This is a genomic window from Kitasatospora sp. NPDC093102 (genome assembly GCF_040683915.1).
GTDB lineage: Bacteria > Actinomycetota > Actinomycetes > Streptomycetales > Streptomycetaceae > Kitasatospora.
On the sequence record NZ_JBFBFA010000011.1, the window covers coordinates 119674 to 142754 of the forward strand.

Annotated in this window: 24 protein-coding genes and 1 pseudogene; 12 read left to right on the forward strand and 13 right to left on the reverse strand. The window is 74.5% G+C overall.

Annotated elements, in window-relative coordinates; translation table 11 throughout:
* Positions 1–291: 291 nt before the first annotated feature.
* The gene (locus tag AB0O11_RS18010) at positions 292–558 is read right to left on the reverse strand and encodes a metal-sensitive transcriptional regulator (RefSeq protein WP_359827563.1); all 267 of its coding nucleotides are present in this window, start codon (positions 556–558) and stop codon (positions 292–294) included.
* A gap of 106 nt (positions 559–664) precedes the next feature.
* Positions 665–1024 carry a PRC-barrel domain-containing protein gene (locus AB0O11_RS18015; protein ID WP_363387393.1) on the reverse strand — a complete coding sequence of 120 codons (360 nt, stop codon included), beginning with the start codon at positions 1022–1024 and terminating at the stop codon, positions 665–667.
* Positions 1025–1246: 222 nt separating this feature from the next.
* On the opposite strand from AB0O11_RS18015, the gene AB0O11_RS18020 reads away from it, so the two are divergent.
* Together AB0O11_RS18020 and AB0O11_RS18025 are read left to right on the forward strand one after the other, a co-directional pair.
* A complete protein-coding gene (locus AB0O11_RS18020) occupies positions 1247–2077 on the forward strand; it encodes an SAM-dependent methyltransferase (protein WP_363387396.1) in 831 nt (276 codons plus the stop codon).
* A gap of 172 nt (positions 2078–2249) precedes the next feature.
* The gene (locus AB0O11_RS18025) at positions 2250–2711 is read left to right on the forward strand and encodes a GNAT family N-acetyltransferase (RefSeq protein WP_363387399.1); all 462 of its coding nucleotides are present in this window, start codon (positions 2250–2252) and stop codon (positions 2709–2711) included.
* A gap of 20 nt (positions 2712–2731) precedes the next feature.
* Here the strand turns inward: AB0O11_RS18025 and AB0O11_RS18030 are convergent, their stop codons facing one another.
* The 3 genes from AB0O11_RS18030 to AB0O11_RS18040 form a co-directional block, all read right to left on the reverse strand.
* The gene (locus AB0O11_RS18030) at positions 2732–3409 is read right to left on the reverse strand and encodes a response regulator transcription factor (RefSeq protein WP_363387402.1); all 678 of its coding nucleotides are present in this window, start codon (positions 3407–3409) and stop codon (positions 2732–2734) included.
* Entirely contained in the window at positions 3406–4767 is a 1362-nt protein-coding gene (locus AB0O11_RS18035; RefSeq protein WP_363387405.1) for a histidine kinase, read from the reverse strand. Before AB0O11_RS18035 ends, AB0O11_RS18030 begins: the two co-directional genes overlap by 4 nt.
* Positions 4768–5031: 264 nt before the next feature.
* Positions 5032–7233 (reverse strand): MMPL family transporter, encoded by a 2202-nt coding sequence (locus AB0O11_RS18040; protein ID WP_363387408.1) that lies wholly within the window; start codon positions 7231–7233, stop codon positions 5032–5034.
* 379 nt (positions 7234–7612) lie between these two features.
* On the opposite strand from AB0O11_RS18040, the gene AB0O11_RS18045 reads away from it, so the two are divergent.
* The 3 genes from AB0O11_RS18045 to AB0O11_RS18055 are packed head-to-tail and all read left to right on the forward strand — an operon-like array spanning position 7613 to position 10800.
* Entirely contained in the window at positions 7613–8755 is a 1143-nt protein-coding gene (locus AB0O11_RS18045) for a DegT/DnrJ/EryC1/StrS family aminotransferase (RefSeq protein WP_363387410.1), read from the forward strand.
* Positions 8752–9696: an NAD-dependent epimerase/dehydratase family protein gene (locus AB0O11_RS18050; RefSeq protein WP_363387413.1), complete on the forward strand. Its 945-nt coding sequence runs from the start codon at positions 8752–8754 to the stop codon at positions 9694–9696. Before AB0O11_RS18045 ends, AB0O11_RS18050 begins: the two co-directional genes overlap by 4 nt.
* Before the next feature lie 12 nt (positions 9697–9708).
* Positions 9709–10800: a hypothetical protein gene (locus tag AB0O11_RS18055; protein ID WP_363387415.1), complete on the forward strand. Its 1092-nt coding sequence runs from the start codon at positions 9709–9711 to the stop codon at positions 10798–10800.
* A gap of 129 nt (positions 10801–10929) precedes the next feature.
* Here the strand turns inward: AB0O11_RS18055 and AB0O11_RS18060 are convergent, their stop codons facing one another.
* The 5 genes and pseudogenes from AB0O11_RS18060 to AB0O11_RS18080 all read right to left on the reverse strand — a co-directional run bounded on the left by AB0O11_RS18060 (position 10930) and on the right by AB0O11_RS18080 (position 14952).
* The gene (locus AB0O11_RS18060) at positions 10930–11670 is read right to left on the reverse strand and encodes a polysaccharide deacetylase family protein (protein ID WP_363387625.1); all 741 of its coding nucleotides are present in this window, start codon (positions 11668–11670) and stop codon (positions 10930–10932) included.
* Between the two features lie 85 nt (positions 11671–11755).
* The gene (locus AB0O11_RS18065; protein WP_363387418.1) at positions 11756–12610 is read right to left on the reverse strand and encodes an SDR family NAD(P)-dependent oxidoreductase; all 855 of its coding nucleotides are present in this window, start codon (positions 12608–12610) and stop codon (positions 11756–11758) included.
* Between the two features lie 50 nt (positions 12611–12660).
* Positions 12661–13575 (reverse strand): hypothetical protein, encoded by a 915-nt coding sequence (locus AB0O11_RS18070; protein ID WP_363387421.1) that lies wholly within the window; start codon positions 13573–13575, stop codon positions 12661–12663.
* Positions 13576–13766: 191 nt separating this feature from the next.
* Positions 13767–14132: pseudogene (locus AB0O11_RS18075) on the reverse strand (serine hydrolase); the annotation flags it as partial.
* Positions 14133–14148: 16 nt separating this feature from the next.
* On the reverse strand, positions 14149–14952 hold the full coding sequence (locus tag AB0O11_RS18080; protein ID WP_363387423.1) for an SAM-dependent methyltransferase: 804 nt from the start codon (positions 14950–14952) through the stop codon (positions 14149–14151).
* Between the two features lie 235 nt (positions 14953–15187).
* On the opposite strand from AB0O11_RS18080, the gene AB0O11_RS18085 reads away from it, so the two are divergent.
* The 5 genes from AB0O11_RS18085 to AB0O11_RS18105 all read left to right on the forward strand — a co-directional run bounded on the left by AB0O11_RS18085 (position 15188) and on the right by AB0O11_RS18105 (position 17799).
* Positions 15188–15838, forward strand: a complete 651-nt coding sequence (locus AB0O11_RS18085) for a sigma-70 family RNA polymerase sigma factor (RefSeq protein WP_363387426.1) — start codon at positions 15188–15190, stop codon at positions 15836–15838.
* 59 nt (positions 15839–15897) lie between these two features.
* Complete coding sequence (locus AB0O11_RS18090) at positions 15898–16566, forward strand: hypothetical protein (RefSeq protein WP_363387429.1); 669 nt, start codon at positions 15898–15900, stop codon at positions 16564–16566.
* A gap of 64 nt (positions 16567–16630) precedes the next feature.
* Positions 16631–17086: a hypothetical protein gene (locus AB0O11_RS18095; protein ID WP_363387432.1), complete on the forward strand. Its 456-nt coding sequence runs from the start codon at positions 16631–16633 to the stop codon at positions 17084–17086.
* Positions 17087–17092: 6 nt separating this feature from the next.
* On the forward strand, positions 17093–17428 hold the full coding sequence (locus AB0O11_RS18100) for a hypothetical protein (protein ID WP_363387435.1): 336 nt from the start codon (positions 17093–17095) through the stop codon (positions 17426–17428).
* Positions 17425–17799, forward strand: a complete 375-nt coding sequence (locus AB0O11_RS18105) for a DUF1304 domain-containing protein (protein WP_363387438.1) — start codon at positions 17425–17427, stop codon at positions 17797–17799. Before AB0O11_RS18100 ends, AB0O11_RS18105 begins: the two co-directional genes overlap by 4 nt.
* A 62-nt stretch (positions 17800–17861) precedes the next feature.
* Here the strand turns inward: AB0O11_RS18105 and AB0O11_RS18110 are convergent, their stop codons facing one another.
* Positions 17862–19220, reverse strand: a complete 1359-nt coding sequence (locus AB0O11_RS18110) for a streptophobe family protein (RefSeq protein ID WP_363387440.1) — start codon at positions 19218–19220, stop codon at positions 17862–17864.
* Positions 19221–19688: 468 nt separating this feature from the next.
* On the opposite strand from AB0O11_RS18110, the gene AB0O11_RS18115 reads away from it, so the two are divergent.
* Positions 19689–20690: a DUF6777 domain-containing protein gene (locus tag AB0O11_RS18115; protein WP_363387443.1), complete on the forward strand. Its 1002-nt coding sequence runs from the start codon at positions 19689–19691 to the stop codon at positions 20688–20690.
* A gap of 60 nt (positions 20691–20750) precedes the next feature.
* Here AB0O11_RS18115 and AB0O11_RS18120 read toward each other — a convergent pair whose 3' ends face one another.
* Positions 20751–21194, reverse strand: coding sequence for a helix-turn-helix domain-containing protein (locus tag AB0O11_RS18120; protein ID WP_363387446.1), 444 nt, complete (start codon positions 21192–21194; stop codon positions 20751–20753).
* Positions 21195–21329: 135 nt separating this feature from the next.
* Here AB0O11_RS18120 and AB0O11_RS18125 point away from each other — a divergent pair, with 135 nt between their 5' ends.
* Positions 21330–22568, forward strand: coding sequence for an MFS transporter (locus AB0O11_RS18125; RefSeq protein WP_363387449.1), 1239 nt, complete (start codon positions 21330–21332; stop codon positions 22566–22568).
* A 22-nt stretch (positions 22569–22590) separates the two neighbouring features.
* Here AB0O11_RS18125 and AB0O11_RS18130 read toward each other — a convergent pair whose 3' ends face one another.
* On the reverse strand, positions 22591–23025 hold the full coding sequence (locus AB0O11_RS18130) for a DUF4259 domain-containing protein (RefSeq protein WP_363387452.1): 435 nt from the start codon (positions 23023–23025) through the stop codon (positions 22591–22593).
* Positions 23026–23081 lie beyond the last annotated feature (56 nt).

Below are 23081 nucleotides of genomic sequence, written 5' to 3' on the forward strand. Positions count from 1 at the left end.
CCGCCGCCCGGGCCCGGGGCCGCCGGGGGACGGCGCGCCGGTGCCGGGTACGGCTGGTCACGGAGACTGGGAGAAAGAGAGCGCACGCAGTTGGCTGTACAACTGCGGGCGGCCCTCATTCACCCGAAGACCGGCGACCGACGCGTGAACGACGCATGACGCAGCGTCGGGCGGTACGGGAACTTCCGCAGGCACCTGCGCGGGAACCTCCACGGGCGCGCGACGGGGGCCGCAGCGGAGGAATCCGCCGCGGCCCCCGTCGGACCACGATCCCGAGGGGAGTGCCGCCGATCAGGCCAGGGCCAGGAAGAGCTTCTCCAGCTCGGCCTCGCTCATCGGCGGGGCACCCTCGTCGGCGGCGGCCATGCACTGGCGCATGCCGCTCGCGACGATCTTGAACCCGGCCCGGTCGAGGGCGCGCGAGACGGCGGCGAGCTGGGTGACCACGTCCTTGCAGTCCCGGCCCGCCTCGATCATCGCGATCACTCCGGCCAACTGGCCCTGCGCGCGGCGCAGCCGGTTCAGGACCGCGCCGACCGCCTCCTCGTCCACCTGCATGTCGGGCCGCCTTTCACATCGACTGTCGATGGACAAGTGTACCCGGCGGGGTATTCATTCCCGGATGGAGCGGGCCGTGCCCGGCCCGCTCCTCCCCCGGCGCGGCTCAGCGGCGGGCCAGGCGGCGCTCCCCGCCCGCGCCGGTCGCGTACGGAAGCCCGTAGTGCGCGAACACGGCGGGCTCGTCCTCGGCGGGCAGCACGTCGTCGGTGCCGATCGACGGGGCCTGCTTGACCTGGTTGCGCGGGTACACCACCCGGAGGTAGTCCGGTCCGGCCACCGCCCCGTCCAGCGGGACGAACACCAGGCGGCGGCGTCCCGCGAAACCGACCGTGACGGTGGCGAAGAACGGCTCGTCGCTGGCCGTCTCCACGTAGACCGACTCCAGCGAACCGATGCGGCGGCCCTTCTCGTCGACCACGGCGCGGCCGCGCCACTCCCGGATGTCCGCCATGGCGATTCCCATGACCCCACCTCCCGTCCCCGGCCGTTCCACTGCCCGCTCCCATCCTGCGCCGGGAGCGGCGGGAACGCACGGCGGGCCCACCACCTTCCCGGCCCGACGAAAGGGACATACGGGGGTGACCCGACCAACCGGCACCAGGGCCGTGACCTGGGCTTTAGGCTGTCCGCCAGCAAGGCCACGAGTGGATTGTTCAGTGGTGTCCGGGCGGAGGAGACGGCAGCGGTGGGATACAAGAACATGTGGGAGTCCGACGAAGCCGGGGTCGCGGCCGACCTGCGGCCCGACATGCCGCACCCGGCCCGGATGTACGACTACTACCTGGGCGGGAAGGACAACTTCCCCGCCGACCGCGCCGCCGCCGAGAAGGCGCTCGCCGCCAACCCGGAGTTCCGCTCCACCGCCCGCGCCAACCGTGGCTTCCTCACCCGCGCGGTGCGGTGCGTCGCCGGCCTCGGCATCGACCAGTTCCTCGACATCGGCACCGGCATCCCGACGGCCGGCAACACCCACGAGATCGCCCAGGCGGCCAGACCGGGCGCGCGGGTCGTCTACGTGGACAACGACCCGATCGTGCTCAGCCACGCCCGCGCCCTGATGGCCGGCTCGGGCCCCGGCCGCACCACCGTCATCCAGGCCGACCTCCGCGAGCCCGCCGCCCTGCTGGACGCCGTCCGGGCGGTGGAACTGCTCGACTTCTCCCGCCCGGTCGGACTCGTCCTCGCCGCCGTCCTGCACTTCCTGCGGGACGAGGACGAGCCCTACCGGGCCCTCGCCACCCTGCTGGACACCCTGCCCTCCGGCAGCCACCTGGTCCTCTCACACGGCACCGCCGACTTCATCCCGGCCGAGATCCGCGACCGGGTCACCGGCGTCTACGACAAGGCCACCGCACCCCTCGTCGGCCGCTCCCGCGACGAGGTCCGGGCCTTCTTCGACGGTCTCGACCTGCTCGACCCCGGCGTCACCACCGTCCCTCTCTGGCGCCCCGACACCGCCCCCGCCCCCGGCGCCGACCGCGTCAGCATGTACGGCGCCGTGGCCCGCAAGCCCTGACGACCACGACACGGGTGGGGCGCGCCGGCCGGACACCGTGCCGGCCGGTCCACGAATTCTGCCTACTGGTCCGGACCACCTTGAACGGAGCGGGCCGTTCGATGAAGGATGGGTGGTTCGAACACGTCGGTGACGGCGGTTCCGGGGAGAGCCGCGTGATCGGGGAGGCCGTGTGATCATCGCCCGCGAGGTGGAGTTCGACCGCGACGAGGTGTTCAAGCTGTACGACGCGGTGGAGTGGGAGGGCTACACCAGCGACGTCGACAAGCTGATGCGGGGCCTGGCCAACTCCCACCTGGTCGTGACCGCCCGCGACGAGTCGGGAGAACTGCTCGGGCTGGCCCGCACCATCTCGGACGACGAGGCGGTCTGCTACGTCCAGGACGTACTGGTGCATCCGCGCCACCACCGTAAGGGCGTGGGCCGCGCGCTGATGGAGCACCTGATGGACCGCTACGCGCACTGCCGGTTCTTCCTGCTCTCCACCGACCACGAGTCAACCCCGGAGGGCGTGCGGAACCATGCCTTCTACCGCTCGCTGGGCTTCCTCTCCTACCAGGAGAAGGAGATGTCCGCCTTCGGGCTCCCCAGGGTCCGCCCGCCGCGCCCGGGCGCGGAGCGGGCCCAGGGCTGACCCGATCGCGCGCGGAGTGCTCAGGCCGGGCGGCCGGGCGGGACCAGGCCGGTCTGGTAGGCGATGGCGACGAGCTGGGCGCGGTCGCGGGCGTCCAGCTTGGCCATCGCCCGGTGGACGTGGGTGCGGACGGTGAAGGGGCTGACGAACATCCGCTCCGCGATCTCCTCGTTGGTGAGGCCCGTGGCGGCCATCGACATCACCTCGCGCTCACGGACGGTGAGGACGGACAGCCGCTCGCTCGTGGGGGCGGCGGACGCCAGGTCGGGCTGGGCGAGGAACTGGTCGATCACGGCCCGGGTGGCGGCGGGCGAGAGCAGTGCCTCGCCCGCCGCGACGGTCCGGATGGCGGCGAGCAGTTCCTTCGGGTCGGCGCCCTTGCCGAGGAAACCGCCGGCGCCCGCGCGCAGCGCCTGGGCCACGTACTCGTCTATCTCGAAGGTGGTGAGGATGAGCACCCGGGTGCCGGACAGCTCCTCGTCGCCGCAGATCTCGGCGGTGGCGCCTAGGCCGTCGGTGCCGGGCATCCGGATGTCCATCAGCACGATGTCGGGCTTGGTGGCCCGGGCGAGCGCGACGGCCTCCCGGCCGTCGGCGGCCTCGCCGACCACCTCCATGTCCTCCTCCGCCTCGATCAGCAGGCGGAAGGCACCGCGCAGCAGGGCCTGGTCGTCGGCGAGCAGTACCCGGATGGTCATGCGTGGTCCTTGTCCTCTCGGACCGCGACGTCCGCTCGGGCGGCGCGGTCCTGTCCTTCGGCTGGTGTCGGGCGATCGCCACGGGCGGTGCGCGCGAGCCGGGCGGCCCGGGCGACGTCGGCAGTGGTGAGGGCAGCCACGGTCTCGGGGCCGTCGTCGCGGACGCCGGTGCGCAGCGGGAGCTCGGCGGTGACCAGGAAGCCGCCGTCCGGCCGCCGGTCGGCGCTGAGCCGGCCACCGACCGCGCCGGCCCGCTCGCGCATGCCGATCAGACCGAAGCCGCCCTCGCTCGGCGGCTGCTGGGGCAGTGGGACGGCACGGCGGCGACCGCTCGCGGTCGGGCAGCCGTTGGCGACACTGACCGCGACCCGGCTGCCGCTGTAGGCCAGGGTGATCTCGGCGTCGGCGCCGTGGGCGTGCTTGGCCACGTTGGTCAGCGACTCCTGGACGATCCGGAAGGCAGTGAGGTCCACGCCGGGCGACAGCGGGCGGGCCTCGCCCTCGACGATGAGCCGGACCGGCAGGCCGGCCCGCTCGAAGGTGTTGATCAGATCGGGCAGCCGGTCGAGGCCGGGGGTGGGTTCGAGCGGGGCGGGTTCCTCGGCGCGGCGCAGCAGGCCGACGGTGGCGCGCAGTTCCTGGAGGGCCGAGCCGGTGGCGTCGGTGATGTGGCTGAGCACCTCGCGGGCCTGGACGGGGTGGCTGTCCATGAGGTGGACGGCGATGCCGGCCTGGGCGTTGGCGAGGGCGATGTGGTGCGCGACCACGTCGTGGAGGTCGCGGGCGATCCTGATCCGCTCGTCGGCGACCCGTCGGCGGGCCTCCTCCTCGCGGGTGCGCTCGGCACGTTCGGCGCGTTCCTCGATGGCCGCGAGGTGGGCGCGCCGGTTGCGGATGGAGTCGCCGAGGGCGCCGGGCAGCAGGGCCCAGGCGAGGACGCCGATCCGTTCGCCGATCGGGCCGCCGGGACCGAACAGCAGGGCGATCCCGGTGAGCAGGACGGCGGTGACGATCGAGGCGCGCAGCGCGGTGGCGCGGTCGGTGCGGACGGCGAGGAAGTAGAGCGAGAGCAGCAGCGGGGTGGCCAGCATCGGGGTGAGCCGGGGGCTGATCAGGGCGAGCACCATGGTGCACAGCAGTGTGACGGCGACCACCGCACGCGGGTGGCGGCGATGGGCGAACACCGCGACGGCGGAGGCCAATGCGATCACACCGGTGACCGGGTCGAATCGGGTCAAGCGGCCACCGGTCTGATCGAGGGTGGCGCCGAAGGCGGTGGCCGTGATCAGCGCCACGCCTCCGGCCGCGTCGAGCAGCCGCGGGTGCTCGCGGCGCAGGCGCTGCCAGGTGTCGCTCATGGTCGTGGTCTCCGGGTCGGGGCCCTGGCCGCGCCCTCGCCGGGCAGCGCCAGTTGGTGCGCGCCGACCCTGGTGGGGGCGGGCCGGCCGGGCCGGAGGCCTCTCCGTAGGCGGCGGCCTCCGACAGCAACGGTAACGGTTGGGCTCGAACCTGCGTCCGAGCCGACCTGTGGCGGACCTGGCCAGGTCGGGGCCGGGCCGGGTCCGAAGCGGCGCCTGGCCCGGCCCCGCCTGCTGGTGGGGCCGGGCCAGGCGGTAGCCGGTCTAGACGGTGACCGACTCCCGGGCCGGGGCCGACTCGGGGGCGGCGGTCGCCAGCTTGCTGCCCTCGACGTCCACGTCCGGTATCAGCCGGTCGAGCCAGCGCGGCAGCCACCAGGCGCGGCGGCCGAGCAGGGCGAGGACGGCCGGGACGATGGTCATCCGGACGATGAACGCGTCGAAGGCGACGGCCGCGGCCAGGCCGAGGCCCATCATCTTGATCATCGGCTCGCTCATCCCGATGAAGCCCGCGAAGACGGCGATCATGATGAACGCGGCCGCGGTGACCACCCGGGCGTTGTGCCGGAAGCCGGTGACGATCGCCTCGCCGGGCTGCTCGCCGTGGACGAAACCCTCACGGATCCTGGTGACCAGGAACACCTCGTAGTCCATGGCGAGGCCGAAGACCACACCGATCATGAAGATCGGCATCATGCTCATCACCGGGCCGGTCTGCTCCACGCCGATCAGGTTCGCCAGCCAGCCCCACTGGAAGACCGCGACCACGGCGCCGAGCGCGGCGACCACCGAGAGCAGGAAGCCGAGCGCCGCCTTCAGCGGGACGAGGACCGAGCGGAAGACCACCAGCAGGAGGATGACCGCGAGGCCGACCACCACGGCGAGGTAGGGCAGCAGCGCGTCGCTGAGCTTCTGCGAGACGTCGATGTTCATCGCAGTGGTGCCGCTGACCAGGACCGTCGCCTCGGTGGCCGACTTCAGGCCGGCGGCATCGTCGCGGATGGCGTGCACGATGTTCTTGGTCTCGGCCTCGCTCGGGCCGGTCGCCGGAACGGCGTTGAGCAGGGCCGTGTCGCCCTCCTTGTTGAACATCGGCGGCGTGACCGCGATGACCCCGTGCACACCGGAGACCTTCTTGGCGACCTCGCTCGCGGCGGCCTTCGGGTCGGCGGCGCCCTTCGCGTCCACCAGGATCGTCAGCGGGCCGTTGAAGCCGGGGCCGAAGCCCTCGGAGAGCAGGTCGTAGGCGCGGCGCTGGGTGGTGGAGGTGGGCTTGGCCTCGTCGCCCGGCAGGCCGAGCCGCAGGTCGAGCGCCGGGGCGGCGAGCACCCCGAGGCCGATGACACCGCCCAGCAGCACCGCGAGCGGGCGGCGCAGCACGAATCGGGCCCAACGGGCACCGCCGTTCTCCTTCGCGGCCGGGGCCGCCGCGCCGTGGGCCTTACGGGCCTTGCGGGGCAGCACCTTGCGGCCGATGAAGCCGAGCAGCGCGGGAACCAGGCTGAGCGCGACCAGTACGGCGATGACGACCGTCCCGGCGGCGGCCATGCCCATCTTGGCCAGGATCGGGATGCCGACCACGGAGAGGCCGGCGAGCGCGATCACCACGGTGAGGCCGGCGAAGACCACCGCGGACCCCGCGGTGCCGACGGCCCGGCCGGCCGCCTCCTGGGGCGTGCGGCCCTCGGCGAGCTCGGCGCGGTAGCGGGAGACGATGAACAGCGCGTAGTCGATGCCGACCGCCAGGCCGAGCATCATGGCGAGCGTGCCGGTGGTGGCGGAGAGCCCCAGCGTGCTGCCGAGCGCGGTGATCAGCGACATGCCGAGGCCGACGCCGACCAGCGCCGTGAGCAGCGGCAGCCCGGCCGCGACCAGCGAGCCGAAGGTGATCACCAGGACGACGGCGGACAGTGCCATGCCGATCGCCTCGCTGCTGCCGCCCGCCTCACCCGTGGCCATCAGCGCGTTGCCGCCGATCTCGACCTTGAGCCCGGCGTCCCGGCCGTGCTGGGCGGCCCGCTCCAGGGTGTCGGTGGCGCCCTTGGACACCTCTCCCGCCTTGGCGGAGTAGCTCACGGTCGCGTACGCGGTGGTACCGTCCGCGGAGACGGCGCCCTGCATCTTGAACGGGTTCACCGCGCCGGTGACCTGCTCGGACCCGGCGACCTCGTCGACCGTCCGCTCGACCGCCTGCTGGTTGGGCGCGGCGGTGATCTTCTGGCCGGAGGGGGCGACGAACACCAGCCGTGCCGAGGCGCCGTCGGCGTGGCCGCCGGGGAAGCGCTCGTTCATCAGGTCGAAGGCCTTCTGCGCTTCCGTGCCGGGCATCGCGAAGCCGTCGTCGGGTGCGGCGGGCGCCTTGGCCGCCAGGACCCCGCCGACCGCCAGCACGGCGACCCAGAGGAAGGTCACCAGCCGGCGCCGGACGAAGGCCCATCGGCCCAGACGGTAGAGGAACGTGGCCACGGGAGAGCGGACTCCTTCGGATGCGGTTCTCGGAAACGGACGCGCCACGGCTGGCCGGGCGTCCTGGTGGACGCGGTCCGCCGCAGCATGACCCATCCTCGATCGCCGACCCCCGCTCCGTCGTCGTCCCTGCGCAGGCCGTTTGCGTACTGCGGACGCAGTAGTGCCCTCCCCCGCACGGAGGAGCGCACGCCCCACGCCGGAAGCAGTGCCCGGACCTGCAGCGGAAGCAGATCCGGTCACCCGTGCGGGCGGCGACCGCGGGCCGCGGACCGGTGGGCGAAGTAGCGTGATGTGCCTGACCCGTCCGCTGACGTGCGGTTCGGGAGTATCCGACCCAATCGGTGCTGCTTTCGCAGCCCGCCGCCGGAGGTGCCCCATGGGCGTTCCAGCCGCCCGCATCGTGTTCGACCAGAGCGACCGCGCGGCAGTCGCCGAAGCGGTGACCGAGATGCTCACCACCGGCGCGCTGACCCTCGGTCCGTGGACCGAGCGCTTCGAGCAGGCCTTCGCCGCCGAGCACGGCGCCTCGCACGCCGTCGCGGTGAGCAGCGGAACGGCGGCGCTGGAGGTGATCCTGCGCAGCATCGACGTCCGGGGCCGCGACGTGGTCGTCCCCGCCGTCACCTTCTACGCGACCGCCGGCGCGGTGGTGCACGCGGGCGGGCGACCGGTCTTCGCCGACGTCGACCCGGCCACCCTCGCGCTCTCCCCCGAGACCCTGGAGGCGGCGCTTACCCCGGACACCGCCGCCGTCGTCCTGGTGCACATCGGCGGGCTGGTCGGCCCGCAGGTCGACGCCGTGCGCGCGCTGTGCGACCTGCGCGGCGTCCCGCTGGTCGAGGACGCCGCGCACGCCCACGGCAGCAGCTTCGACGGACGCGCCGCCGGGACCTTCGGCCTGGCCGGGGCCTTCTCCTTCTACCCGACCAAGGTCACCACCAGCGGCGAGGGCGGGATGATCCTCACCGAGTCGCCTGACCTGCGCGACGATGCCCGGGTCCACCGCGACCAGGGCAAGGGCTCCTTCACCACCAACCACCACGTGAAGCTCGGCTACTCCTGGCGGATGAGCGAGCCGCACGCCGCGATCGGTGCGGTGCACCTGCGCCGGCTGAAGGAGTTCATCGAGACCCGCCGCGCCGTCGCCCGCCGCTACGACGCCGCCCTCGCCGGGCTGGACGGCCTCGACCCGGTGCTCGAACCGCCCGGCTGCCGCGGCAACTACTACAAGTACGTGGCGCTGCTGCCGTCCGGCGTGGACCGCGCGGAGTTCAAGCGGGCGGTGGCCGAGGAGCACGGGGTGCGGCTGTCCGGCGAGGTCTACGACCTGCCGCTGCACCTCCAGCCGGTGCTCGCCCCGTACCGGCGCGGGCCGCTGCCGGTGGCCGAGGACGTCTGCGCGCGGCAGGTCTGCCTGCCGGTGCACTCCGACATGACCGAGGACGAGACGCAGCAGGTGATCGACGCCGTCTCCGCGGTGTACCGGCGGCTGGCCGGAGCGAAGGGAGCAAGATCGTGAGGATAGCCGTCACCGGGGGCTGCGGGTTCATCGGCTCACACGTCGTGGACCACCTGATCGCGGCCGGCCACGACGTCCTCGCGGTGGACACCACCGACAAGTACCTCAACCCGGACGCCGAGCACGCGCGGCTCGACGTCCTCGACCTCAAGGCCCTCACCGCGGCGCTGGCCGGCAGCGAGGTGGTCTACCACCTGGCCGCCATGGCCGACGTCGAGCAGGTCTTCGCCGACCCGGTCCGCGCGGTGCGGACCAACATCGACGGCACCGAGGCCGTCCTGGAGGCCGCCCGGCGCAGCGGCCTGAGCCGGACCGTGCTGGCGAGCACCGTCTGGGTCTACGGCGCCGCCCTCGCCGACGGGCAACTCGACAGCGGTGAGCAGGAGCTGGACGAGCACGTGCCGATCGAGCTGGAGCGCAGCGGCCATCTGTACGTGGCCACCAAGCTCGCTGCCGAGATGCTGGTGCACAGCTACCACGAGCTCTACGGGCAGCACTTCACCATCCTGCGCTACGGCATCCCGTACGGCCCCCGGATGCGGGACGAGCTGGTCGTCGCCCGGTTCGTCCAGGCCGCGCTGGCCGGGCGGCCGATCACCATCGCCGGGGACGGCCGGCAGAGCCGCAACTTCGTCTACGTCGAGGACCTCGCGGACGCCCACGTCCGGGTCCTCTCCCCCGCCGCCGAGGACCGGACCTTCGCGCTGGAGGGCGCGACGGCCGTCTCGGTACGGGACATCGCCGACACCGTGGACGGCCTGCTGGGGCCCGTCACCATCGAGCACATCGACGGGCGGAAGGCCGACTACGCGGGGCGGCGGATCTCCTCGGCACAGGCCAAGCGGCTGCTGGACTGGTCTCCGAGCACCCACTTCACGGACGGCGTGCGGCGGTACGCGGACTGGTACCGGGCCACCGTCGGCTCGGCCGCCGGCGCCTGACGGGGCCGTCCGATGCCGCACGCCCTGCTGGTCTCCGGCTCGCTCGGGCAGGGCCACGACGTGATGGCGCAGGCCTGCGCGGACACCCTGCGGGATTGCGGCTGGACCACCCGCACCGTCGACGCCATGGCCCTGCTCGGGCGGCGCTCGGGCGCGGCCGGGGAGGCCGTGTTCCGCCGGCTGCTCGAGCTGCCCGGGGTGTACGACGCCTTCCACTTCTCGGCGCTGCGGCCGGGCGCCCGGATCGCCCTGCTCGCCGACGCGGCGGCCCGCAACCGGCTGGTCCCGGCGCTGCGGGAGCTGATCGGGGCACAGCGCCCGCAGCTGGTGGTCTCCGTGTTCGCCACCGCGGCCTCGGCGGTCAACCGGCTGCTGCGGCAGGCACCGGAGCGGGAGTTCCGGCACTTCGTGTTCTGCACGGACGTGACGCCGCACCGGCTCTGGGTGCAGGAGGGGACGGACCTGTTCCTGGTCACCTCGGAGGTCGCCGCGTGTGCGGTGCGGCGGTACCGGCCGGACGCCGACATCGCCGTCGTGCCGGCGCCGCTGCGGCAACCGTTCTACCGGCCGCCGGAACGGGCCGCGGCGCGCGCGGAGCTGGGCGTGCCGGCGGGCGCCGCGTGCGTACTGCTGATGTCGGGTTCCTGGGGGCTCGGCCCGCTCGCCCGCACCGCCGCCTCGCTGGCCGCCGCCGGACCGCACGTGCTCGCGGTGGCCGGGCACAATCGGGAACTGGAGCGCCGGCTGCGGGGTGCCGCGCACCGGGAGCCCCGGCTGCACCCCTTCGGCTACACCGACCGCGTCCCCGCGCTGATGGCCGCCGCCGACCTGGTGGTCACCAGCTCGGGCGACACCTGCAGCGAGGCCCGGGCGCTGGGCCGGCGGCTGCTGCTCCTCGACATCGTGCAGGGGCACGGGCGCGACAACCTCCAGCACGAGCTGGAACTCGGCCACGCCGACGTCGCCACCGCCCGCCCGGCCGAGGTGGTCCGCAACGCCCTGGCCGCGCTCGGCCGCCCCGAGCCCCCGCCGTCCGCCGGGGCGACACCGGCGGCCTGGCAGGAGGGGTTCGGGGCGGCGCTGCGGCGGATGGGGCTGGGGTAGCCGAAGCCGGTGAGGCCGGGGTGGCCGAGGGTTCGGTGCACGCCGATGGTGCCCGAGCGGGTGAGGGCGCCGGTCACCGTGCCGGTGCGCTGGGGGCGCCGGTGTCCGGTGATCCTGACGGCGCGTCCGTCACACCGGCCGGTTCCCGCCGACGGACGGCGGCACCCGGTGGTCGCGGAGGGGGCCGAGGGTCAGCCGGTGGGTGCGGCAGTGGTCGGCGATCAGCGGGAGCGCCGCGAGGGTGGCGCGCCAGGAGTCGGGGGCGGAGGTGCAGTCGGAGTCGTGCAGGAGGAGGGTGGCACCGCCGGTGAGGCCGGGACGGGCGGTCGCGTAGACGGACTCGCCGGTGGCCCCCGTCTCCCAGTCGCGGCCCCAGGCGGTCCACAGCACGCTGCGCAGGCCGAGACGGCGGGCGGCCAGGGCCGGGCCTGCGGCCAGGACACCGTACGGCGGGCGGTACCAGAGCGGACGGGCCCCGCAGAGTTCGGTCACGGCCTCGGCGGCACGGCGCAGTTCGCGCAGGTCGCGGGCGGGGGCCGGGTACCACTGCGGCCGGTGGTGCCAGCCGTGGACGGCCACCTCGTGGCCGCGCAGCACCAGTTCGCGGCCGAGCGCGGGGGCGCGCTCCAGCATCGCGCCGAGCAGGAAGAAGGTGGCGCGGGCGCCGAGTTCGTCCAGCGCGTCGAGGACGTACGGGGTGCTGCGCGGATCGGGGCCGTCGTCGAAGGTCAGGGCGACGTGGCCCGGCGCGGTGCCGTGGCCGGCGGTGCGACGGGCCAGGGTGCGGCGCAGTGGCGGCAGGCGGACGGCAGCCGGGGCGAGGTGCAGGAACTCGACGCCGGCCGCGACGGCGAGGGCCGTGGCGGCGATCGTCCCCGGGCGCGGGGCGGCGGTGCCCGGCCGACGCACGGCGGTGGGGCTCACCCGGTGTGCGGCCGCGGCGCTCAACCGGCGCTCACCCGAAGCGCGAGGCCATCCGGCGGAACACGCCCGGGGCCGCGCCGTGGATGCGGGCCGGGAAGCCGAGCCAGTGCGGGACGTAGAGCCGGTCGCGCTCGGTGGTGATGGTGGCGACCACGACGTCCGCGACCCGCTCCGCCGAGACCGGGCGCGGCCGCTCGCGCTGGTACGGGGTGCCGCGGCGGTCGAAGAACGGGGTGTCCACCGCTCCCGGGAGCACCAGGCGTACCCCCACCCCCGTGCCGCGCAGCTCGTACCAGAGGCTCTCCGCGAACATCGTCAGCCCGCCCTTGGTGGCGGAGTACGCCGCTTCGTCGCGCACGCCGACCTGGCCGGCCATCGAGCCGATGAGCACGATCCGGCCGTGGCGGCGCTCCAGCATGCCGGGCAGCAGCAGGCGGACCAGGCGCAGCGGGGCGGTGAGGTTGACCTCGATCATCCGGTCCAGGGTGTCGGAGGGCGTCTGCGCGTACGGGCCGCGCCAGCCGAGGCCGGCGCTCGCGATCAGGGCGTCCACCCGGCCGGTCACGGCCACGGCGGCCTCGGCGAGTCGGGCCGGGCCGTCGGGCCTGCTCAGGTCCTCGGGCAGGGCTCGGCCGCCGGTGCGGCCGGCGAGTTCGTCGAGGCGGGTGCGGTCGGTGCCGGAGAGCAGTGTGTGCCAGCCGGCGTCGGCCAGGCGGGTGGCGGTGGCGTGGCCGATCCCGGAGGAGGCGCCGGTGATCAGCGCGACGGGGCGGTCGGTCGGTTCCGTCGGGCTTGTCGGCCCCGTGCGGGTCTCGGGGGCCGTGGCCCCCTTCGCGGGGTCCTTCGGATCCGACCGCCGGGGTCGGGAGTCGGGCTCCTCCGCCATCGGGCACCTGCCGCTCTGTGGCCGTGTCGCCGTCCGTTTTGTCCGGCAAGTCACCTTCGCATGGCGGAACCGTCCGGGCTACCGGGGCGGACGGAGGGCTCCGCGCCGGCGTCCCGGTGCCGGGCGGACAGCTCGGCGGACTCGCCCTCCAGCTCGCCGAAGCGGGACAGCACGAAGGTGCCGCCCACCGCCACCAAGAAGCCCGTCAGCGCGCACCACTCGAACCCGGGGCGCGCGGCGTCCCCGAGCGCGAGCACGCCGACCAGCGCCGGGCCGAAGGTCTCGGTCACCGTCCCGGCGGCGGTCGCGGCCGTCACCGTGCCACGCTGCAGGGCCAGGGCGTAGGCGAGGTAGCCGCCGAGGCCGCCGACGGCGAGGGCGTAGGCGGCCGGGTCGGTGAGGACAAAGAGCAGGCCGGATGCATCCAGGACCCGCACGGCCAGGCTGGTCACGCCGAAGCCGACCCCGGCCAGCAGCCCCAGGCCGGCCGCGGCCGCATCGCCCTGCCGGCGCACCAGGACCACGGTGGCGAGCACCATGACGGCGGTGGTGGCGAGCAGTGCCCAGTGGAAGTCGGGAGCGGCGTGGTCGCGGCCCTCCTGGCCGGAGCCGAGTGCCAGCAGGGTCAGGCCGACGACCACGGCGAGGATGCCCGCGAGGTCGCCCCGGCGCAGCCGCGCGCCGAGCAGCCGGACGGCGGCCACGGCGGTGACGGCCAGGCTGGAGTTGGTGACGGCCTGGGCGAGGAAGAGCGGGAGGGTGCGCAGGGCGACGATGCTCAGCGCGAAACCGGCGATGTCCAGCAGCGTGCCGAGAATGAACTGCCAGGACCGCACCAGCGCGGCCAGCAGGCCCGCCCGCACCCGGTCGGCGCGCGGGGCCGACCGCGCCCCGCGCGCCTGGAACACCGCCCCGAAGCCGAAACAGACGGTCGCGGCCGACGCGGTGGTGAGTCCCAGCAGCATGCCTCTCCCAGCCTCGCGGGGCAGCATCCATCCACCACCAGTCTGTGCCCGGCGGGACGGGGCCGCACGGGTGGGACGAAGGGGGTGAGGGGCATCGGTGGGACGGCTCTGCGGGCCAGGGCGGCCCGCAGAGCCGGATGCGAGCCGTCTGGGAGCCGGGCCCGGGCGGCAGGAGCCCGGTACGACCGGTGCTAGCCGAGCGCACCCGCGAGCAGCGTGGCCGTCCGGGCGACCAGGGGTTCGTCCATCGGGGCCGCCTCCTCCGCCGGCTTGGTGGTCAGCACGGCGAGGAGGACGGGGGCGCCGGCCGGGGTCCAGGCGATGCCCACGTCGTTGGTCGTGCCGTAGCGGCCGGTGCCGGTCTTGTCGGCGAGGGCCCAGTCCGCCGGCAGGCCCGCGCGGAAGCGGCGGGCACTGGTGGTGTTGGCCCGCAGCCAGGCGGTGAGCTGGTCCCGCTTGGCCGGCGGCAGGGCGCTGCCGAGCGCGAGGCGGCCGTAGGTGCGGGCGGTGGCCCGCGGGGTGGTGGTGTCGGTGCGACGGTCCGGCTCGGCGCTGTTGAATCGGCCCGGGGGTTCACGGCCGGACGGCCACCGCCGCGTACGCCGAGGCCTCCGAGAGGGCGACGGGGGCCTCACCGGGCGCGGGCCGCCACTGCGGGGTGGGGACGACGCCCGGGTCGAGCAGGGTCCAGCCGGCGAAGAAGCGGGCGATCTCCGACCGGGTGCGGGCCTGGGCGGCGGTCCCGGCGGAGGAGTAGACGCGGACCAGGCTGGCGATGTCCTCGGGCGCGAACTCGGGGGTGACGTGGGTCATCACCAGGGCGCTGCCGGGGGCGAGGGCGGACTTGAGGTGCTCGACCAGCCCGTACGCGCCGCGGGCGTCGGGGACGAAGTGGAGCAGGGCGTTGAGGGAGAGCGCGACGGGCCGGGCGAGGTCGATGGTCTCGCGCAGGCCGGGGGCGGCGAGCAGCCGGGCCGGGTCGGTGACGTCGGCCTCGACGTAGGCGGTGCGTCCCTCGGGGGTGCCGGTGAGCAGGGCCTGGGCGTGCGAGAGCACGATCGGATCGTTGTCGGCGTAGACCACCCGGGCGCCGGGCCGGATGGTCTGGGCTATCTCGTGCAGGTTGGGCGAGGTGGGGATGCCGGTGCCGATGTCGAGGAACTGGTCGAAGCCTGCCTCGGCGAGCACCCGGGTCGAGCGGTGCATGAACGAGCGGTTGACCCGGGCGCCGGTGCGCAGCCAGGGCGCCACCGCGAGGGCGTGCCCGACGGCCTCGCGGTCGGCGGCGAAGTTGGTGAAGCCGCCGAGGAAGTAGTCGTACATCCGGGCCGAGTGCGGCACGTTCAGTCGCAGGTCCACCCCGTCGTAGAGGCCCATCGCACTCCCCCTCCGCTCCGCTCCCGATCGATCGTTTGCTGCCCGCGACGGGTGGGGGCCAATCGCGCATCACGCGGCACCCGACGGTGCCCACCGACGATCACAGCCCATGAGATGACAATCTGTGTTCGGATTGCAGCCTGGAGTGACAGGCCTGATGGAATGAGGATGGGCGCAGACAGCCCGACCCTCGGGTGGCCCGGCGAGCAACCGACGGCCACGGAAAGCAGGCTCGATGACGATCGACAGGGGTGCCCACGTGCGCGGGCTTCGGGGCGGGACGGCCGTGGCGTGCACCGGCGGGACGGGGCCACAGTGGCCGGCCGGTCCGGAGTCCGGTCTCCGCCCCGAGTCCGGCCTCCGCCTGGACCTCACCTATGCCGCCTTCTGCGAGACGCATGAACCCGCTTGGCACGCCCTCGCGTTGACCCGGATAGGCAACCAGTCCGACGCCGCGCTGGTGGTCGGGGCGGTGAAGTCCGACCTGGCCCGCTGCTGGCCACAGGTGCTGCGGTTCGAGGAACCGGCCGCGTACGCCTGGCGGTTGGCCAACCGGCACGTCTCCGACTGGGTGGCCGGCGAGGAACCGGTCGAGGTGGAGGCAGTCACCTTCGCAGCGGTGATCGGCGCCTTCAAGCAGGTGGCGAAGGGGCTTCTGCACAGCGAGGCGGACGAGGTGCGGCTGTACGCGGCGATCCTCGAACTGCCGGATCGTCAGCGGGACGTGGTGATCCTGCGGTACCTGCTCGGCCTTCACGTCAAGGTGATCGCGGCGTACCTGGGGCGACCGGTGGCAACGGTGCACTCCAACCTGCGGCATGCCCGGGACCGGCTGGCCCGCCGACTCGGGGTGGGCGAACTCCCGGACGGCGGAGGCGATCTGTGACGGCGAGACCGGGAGAAGGCGCTTCGTCCGGAGCAGGTCCGGCCGACGGCGGGCGCGCGGTGTTCCGTGTCCCGCGGCCCGAACGCGCCCATGCGGAGCGGATCGCCGCCGTACGCCAGGCCCGACTCACCGCCGCACCCGCCCACCTGCCGTCGGAGCACGAGCAGGCGGCCTTCGAACTCGGCGTGGTGGTGGCCCTGGTGCTGGGGGCGCCGGACGCCTCGCGCGGGCTCGACCTGCTGGTGAACGCCCGCCGGATCGAGCCGGAGGGGGCCGAGGTGTTCGGCGCGCTGCTGTACGCCACCGGCAAGGAGGAGGGCGCCGAGTTCTGGTGGCGCTTCGCGGCCGGATCGGGCAGCGGGACGGCCGCGTACTGCCTGCACCTGCACCACCTGATGCTCGGCGAGACCGACGACGCCGACTGCTGGCGGGCCTGGTCGGATCAGCTGGCGGCGGCCGAACACCCGCCCGGGCCGCGGGCGTTGCGGATGAACCGCCCGCTTCTGCCGGACGACGTGCGGCGGGACATCATCTCCCGGGTGCACCGGGGACTGGCCCCGCAGCTGCCCCCGGCACTGGTCGCGGTGATCGACCGGCTGCCGGTGCAGGACGGCGACGAGGAGGAGGTGCCGAGCCCGTGGGGACTCACCTCGGGGGCGACCTCCGCCTGCTCCTGGGAGGACCTTCCGTGGGGAGCGGTGGACGGTCACGACGAACCGTGGGGGTGAGTGCCGCGCGGGCCAACATGATCATCCCTTCAGGTGAGCGCGGACAGCCGGGCGAGGACGACCGGTGGTCCAGGTCGACCGCGCCGGTGTCGAGCAGGACCGGCGCGTCCTGCGTGAGGGTGCCGACGTGGTCGATCAGGGCGGCGCGCCGGCGGTCGGCGGAGAGCACCAGCTCGTGCCGGCCGGCGCGATGGGCGACCGGCCCGGAGGGTGCCGAGGTGCCGTCTGGCACCGGCCGGACGGACTCCTTGTTGATCTGCTCGGGGGCACCAGCGCCCGCACGAGCTGGTCCGGACCAAAGGAACTGCCCACCAAGCCGTCCCTGCCCGCGCTCCCGCTGCTGTACGGCCTGGTGGTGCCGGCGCTGCTGCGGCGGCACGAGCCGAGCATCATGCGGCGGTGCCCCTGCCCCGGGGCCGCTGCGCGGGGCCCGGCCGGGCCGCCGCCGGTAAAGTGGGGAACGACCTGTGGTGCGAGTCGTGCCGCGCGCGACGGGGATCGCGCGGCGGAGGAAATGTAGCCGCCCATGGACGAGTTCGCGTTCCGCCCCACCCACGCCGCCCCACCGGACGGGATGTCCTCCTGGGCGACGCCCGACCCGCGCCCGGCGCTCGCCGGGGCCTGGGGTGTGCTTGCCCACTACCGTGCCCTGCTGGAGGACCTCGCCACCGGCGCCCTCGACCTGGAGTCCTTCCGGGAGCGCACCCGCGGCCTGCGGATCGGCCTGGTGGTGGACGGCGAGGCGTCCAGCGCCGAGGCGATCCGGAGGGCGAGCCGGACGGCTGTCTCACCCTCGCACTCACTGTCGCCCTCGCACTCGCCCTCGCACTCGCTGTCGCCAGGAGGGAGCCGTCCGCCATGAACGCAGTGAGCCAGGTCTTCGCCGTGGTGGCCGCGGCGATCCACCTGATCGTCTGGCCCCTGGAGAGCTTCCTCTACGGTCACCCACGGGTGCGGCGCCTGCTGACCGGCGGCACGGCGGACGCCCCGGAGGTCCGGCTGTGGCGCGTCAACGTCGGCTTCTACAATCTGTTCCTGGCGCTCGGCCTGGTCACCGGCCTGGTCCTGCTGCACAGCGGGCACCCGGGGGCCGGACGGGCCGTGGTGCTCTACATCGCCGCGTTCATGGTCGCGGGCGGGACCACCCTGTTCGTCTCGGAACCGAAGCTGTGGCGCGGCGCACTCGGTCAGGCCGTCCCGGCGGCCGTCATCCTTCTGGCCGAGGCCTTCTGACGTTCCGGCCACCGACTGTTCCGAGCCGGGCCGCGCCGGCCCGTACCCGCGCCGCCCGCGCCTCACCCCCCGCCGGCGCCCGGCGTCCCGCCCGCCGGCGCCTCGCCGCGGTGCCGCACGCGGGTGGCGAGCAGGGCGCCGAGCGCGCCGGTCAGCAGTCCCCATCCCGCCGCGAGCGGCACCGCCGTCCAGAACACCAGGCGCAGGGTGAGGTTGCCGCCGCCCAGCCCGGCCAGCGGATTGTTGCCGCCGAGCACGACGCCCAGCAGGTCGGCCAGCCCGCCCTGGCCGAGGCCGACGCCGAGCACGGAGAGCCCGTAGTCGGCGTCCACCCGGGTCCACAGGCCCACCAGCAGCACGGTGACGGCGGTGGCGAGCGCGAACCGGACGGCGTGCTGCCAGAGCCGGACGGCGCGCGGCGAGCGGCGGGCCGCCAGGAAGGCGGCCGCGAGCAGCAGGACGGCAGCCAGCGGCAGGAGCCACCAGACGCGCGCGTCCCGCTCCGCGAGGGCGCCGAGGTCGACGGTCGCCTGCCCGCCCCCGGGGGTGCGCAGCACGGCACTGAGCGGTTTGGGGACGGGCAGGCCGAGCACGCCGACCAGCCGTCCGTGCCACTCGGCGCCGAGCCCGACGCCGAAGGCCAGCCAGGCCAGGTTGGGCAGCGCAAGCAGCACCACGGCCAGGGTCTGGCGGGCGTTTCCGTGCACGATCGCGGTCAGCACCCCGGCCGCCAGACCGATCGCCAGGTACGCCAGCAGGACCAGCCAGAGTGCGAACGCGGCCGGGCGGACCGCCAGTTGGTAGCGCACCAGAGCGGGCGGCAGCGGGGCGCGCCGGGACACCGCGAAGGTGACCGCGAGTACCAGGAGCAACCAGGCCAGCCCGATGCCCACGGTGGTCGGGCCGTAAGCGTGGAAGCCGACCTCCGGGGTGAGCCCGAGCACGCTGCCGATCGTCTGCGCCAGGTCGCCACTGAGCGGGACGACGAAGCTGTGCTGGGCGCCAAGGGTGAGCAGCACCAGGGCGAGCAGCCAGAGCAGCGCCGTCCGGCCGATCCTTCCGAGCAGTTCACCGCCACCGACGACCGCACGGAAGCCCAGCTGGCGCAGGAACACCTCCGCCATCACGACCGCGCCGGCCACCGAGACGCTCAGTGGCATGGCGCTGATCCCGGCCCCGACGGCCGCGAAGTCTCCCGCGCCGCCGTCGAGTCGGACGGTGCCGCCGACGGCGAGCGCGAGCGTCGCGGCCAGCACGGCGGGGAAGCCCCCGTCCGGGAGGTCGTCGGCGCCGGCCAGCCAGAGGCCGAGCACGGCCACCGCCGCCATCGCGACCAACCCGGCCAGCACGACGACGAGCGCGTCCAGCCAGGCGCGGACGGCGCCGGGCGGGCCCGCGGCCGGGGTGGTGGGCTGCTGCATGCCGTCTCCTCGTCGCTCGCGGGGTGCTCGGGGCCCGGCCGGGGCCAGGGGCCGCTCGGCACCCGGCCGGCCCACGGTGGTTTCCGGTGGGTGGGTTTCCAGGGTGGCCGACGGCCGGTGGGCACGCTCGGCGACGCCCCGGGCACCTGCTGTTGCGGCGAGCGGGGCAACGGGAGAGAAAGGAAGACGAGTGGCAGGAGCTTTCCGGGTCGGCCGTGGCCGGCCGGCCGCCTGCGAAACGGAGCCTCGATGACCTCCCAACCGCCTCCGTCCGGCCCGCCCACCGAGCCTCCGGACGGTCGGCCGTCCGGACCCCCGTCCGGGCCACCGGCCGGTCCGCCGTCCGGCGGGGGTGCAAGCGGGCCGGGCGGACCGGGCGGTACCGGCCCGCCGTCGTCCGGCGGGCCCGGGCGCGGGGCCCGCAGGCCGTGGTGGCGCTCCGGGAAGGGGCTGGCCCTGGCGGCGGGCATGGTGGTGGTGGCCGTGGTGGCCGCGGTGCTGATCGCCGGCCACCAGGGCGGAAACAACCCGGCCGTGCCGGCCGTGAACGAGGTCGCCCTGCAGGCCCCGGCCGATCCCGGGCCGGACCCGTTCACACCGTCGGTGGAGACCCGGGGGGTGAGCGCCCCCACGCCGGCCCCCGTCACCCCGACGGCGCAGCAGCCGGGCGGCGCCTCGCCCAGGGGCGGTTCGCCGGCCGTGTTCCACATCGTCGAGGGCGGCTCCGCCGGGCTTTACGCCGGGACGATGGGCAAGCCGAGCTGCGACACCGAGCGCCTGATCGGGATGGTCTCGACCGGGGACACCGGGCGCGCCTGGGCCTCTGCCGCCGGCATCGCGCAGGCCGAGATCCCCCGCTATCTGCGCTCGCTGACCTCCGCCTACGTGCGGGTGGACACCCGGGTGACCAACCACAACCACAAGAGCGGCGCGGTGGTCGACTACCAGTCCGTGCTCCAGGCGGGCACCGCCGTCCTGGTGGACGACCGGGGCGTGCCCCGGGTGCGCTGCTCCTGCGGCAACCCGCTGAAGCCGCCGTTGCTGGTGACCAAGGCCAAGTACACCGGGACGGCCTGGGCCGGCTTCCAGCCGACCGCACTGATCGTGGTGGCGCCGTCACCGCAGACGGTGACCCAGCTCGTCCTGGTGGACATCGAGACCGGCGGGTGGTTCTCCCGGCCGATCGGACGGGCCGAGATCGTGGACCAGCGCGTCGAACCGCCGACGGAGCCGCTGGCACCCGGCATCCCGCCGCCGAGCCCCTGGCAGCCGTCCACGCCCTCCGGCTCGGCGACGGGCTCGGGGGCCACGTCCCCGGGCGCGACGAGCCCCGGAGCGGGTTCCTCGGGTGCGACCGGTTCCGGGGCCACGTCCTCGACCGCCTCGGGCACGACCGCCTCGGGCACGGCCGCCGACTCGGCAACCGGCACCATCACCGGCCCGGCCGCGGGGGCAGCCGCCCAGAGCTGACCCGACGCGCCCGCCCCCGGTTGCCGCCGGCCACCCCCCGGCCGGTGGCAGCGGCACGCCTCAGGGCAGCAGCACCCTCGCGTCCTCGGGCCCGAGGACGCGGCCGTCCGCCGAGCGCACCTCGACCGGCGCGACGGGCGCGCCGGACTCGCGGTCCACCAGGCGCGCCCGGGGCTCGTCCTCCTCGAAGAACCACTGGTCGCCCCACTGCCGCAGCGCCGTGATCACCGGGAACAGCGCCCGGCCCTTCTCGGTGAGCACGTACTCCTGGTACGGGCTGCCGTCGGCGGCCGGCGCGAGGTCGAACACCCCGTTGGCGACCAGGTTGGCCAGGCGGGCCGACAGGATGTTCTTGGCCAGGCCGAGGTTCTTCTGGAACTGCCCGAAGCGGCGCAGCCCGTCGAAGGCGTCACGGACGATCAGCAGCGTCCAGCCGTCGCCGACGACGTCGAGCGGACGGGCGACCGGGCAGGCCGATTCCTCGTGCGTGATGCGTTTCGGCACTTCTCCCACCTCTCAGCGCTCACCGGTCGACGCCCAGCGTACCGATCAGAACGCGGTTGCTTATTGAAACCAGGATATGCCATGGTTCGGCGGTGGCACTTTGAAACCACCATGCCCTTCGAGGGAGTCCCGCCCATGACCTCTCCCGCCCGCGCATCCGCCTCCACCACGACCGCCGCCGACCCGGCCGGCGCCCCCACCGGGGCACCACCGCGCGGCCTGTCACCCGCCGCCGCCTGGCTGCTCTCCGTCGCCTGCGGCCTCGCCGTGGCCAACGTCTACTACTCGCAACCACTGCTCGACCTGATCGCCCGGGACCACGGCATCGACCCGGCGACCATCGGCCTGGTCGGCACCCTCACCCAGACGGGCTACGCCCTGGGCCTGCTGCTGCTCGTGCCGCTCGGCGACCACGTCAACCGCCGCACCCTGATCACCTCCCAGCTCGGCCTGTCCGTCCTCGCCCTCCTCGCCGTCGCACTCGCCCCCTCCGCTCCGCTGCTGCTCCTCGCGATGGCCGCCGTCGGCGTCCTCGCGGTCGTCGCCCAGGTGGTCGTCGCCTACTCCGCCCAACTCGCCGCCCCGGGCGACCAGGGCCGGGTGGTCGGCACCGTGACCAGCGGCATCGTGGTCGGCATCCTGCTCGCCCGCACCGTCGCCGGAACCATCGGCGACCTGGCCGGCTGGCGTGCCGTCTACGTCGCCTCCGCCGTCGCGACCGCCGTCATGGCCCTCGCCGTCGCGACCGCCGTCCCGTCCGAACGGCACCGAGCGGCCGAACGGATCGGCTACCCCCGCCTGGTCGGCTCGGTCTTCGTACTCTTCGCCCAGGAGCGCGTGCTCCGGGTCCGGGCTGTCCTCGCGCTGCTCAGCTTCACCTCCATCACCGTGCTGCTCACCCCGATGGTGCTCCCGCTCGCCGCGCCTCCCTTCCACCTCAGCCACACCCAGATCGGACTCTTCGGCCTCGCCGGTGCCGCCGGAGCCCTCGGGGCCGGGTACGCCGGCCGCCAGGCCGACCGCGGCCGGGCCGAACGCACCGCCGGGATCGGCCTGCTGGCCATGCTGGCCGGCTGGCTCCCGGCCGCACTGCTCCCGCACTCGGTCTGGTGGCTGGTGCTCGCCATGGTGGTGATCGACTACGGCCTGCAGTCCGTCCACGTCGCCAACCAGCACCTCCTCTACCAGGTCCGCCCCGAGGCGCAGAGCCGCCTGACCGCCGGCTACATGCTGCTCTACTCCGCCGGGTGCGGCGCGGGCGCGATCCTGTCCACCGTCGTCTACGACCACGGCGGCTGGACGGCCGTCTGCCTGCTCGGTGCCGCCACCAGCCTGACCGCGCTCGGCTACTGGTGGACGGCGGCCCGCCACTGACGAACGGCCGACTTCAGGCCGCTCAGCTCCCGGCCACCGGCGCGTCCGCCGACGACGCCGTGGCGAGGATCTCCCGCAGCGCCCGTATGCCCTCGCGCCAGGCCGGACCGCTCTCCGTCTCGTCCCACAGCTCCGCGAGCTCCGACTCCTCCGCCACCACCCGGTCCAGCGCCGCCACCGCGAGCGGGCGCAGTTCGGCGGAGAGCGGCGGCACCGGCTCCTTCGGGCCGTACGCGCTGGTCACCGCCGCCCCGCCCGGGCACTGCGCCGCCACCAGCGCGGCGGCGGCGACCGCCTCCACCGCCTCGTCGGAGTCCAGGTACTCCTCCGCCCGGGCGGCGCACCGCAGCGCGGACCGGAGCATCGCCTCCCGCTCGCCCGGCGCCACGTCGTCCAGACCGCCGCTGAAGTCCGCCGCCGAGTCGTTGTCGAAGTGTCCGATGTCCCAGGTGCCCATGCCGATCCCCTCACGCCGGTCGTGTTCGTGTGCGACGGATGCTTGCACACGCGACC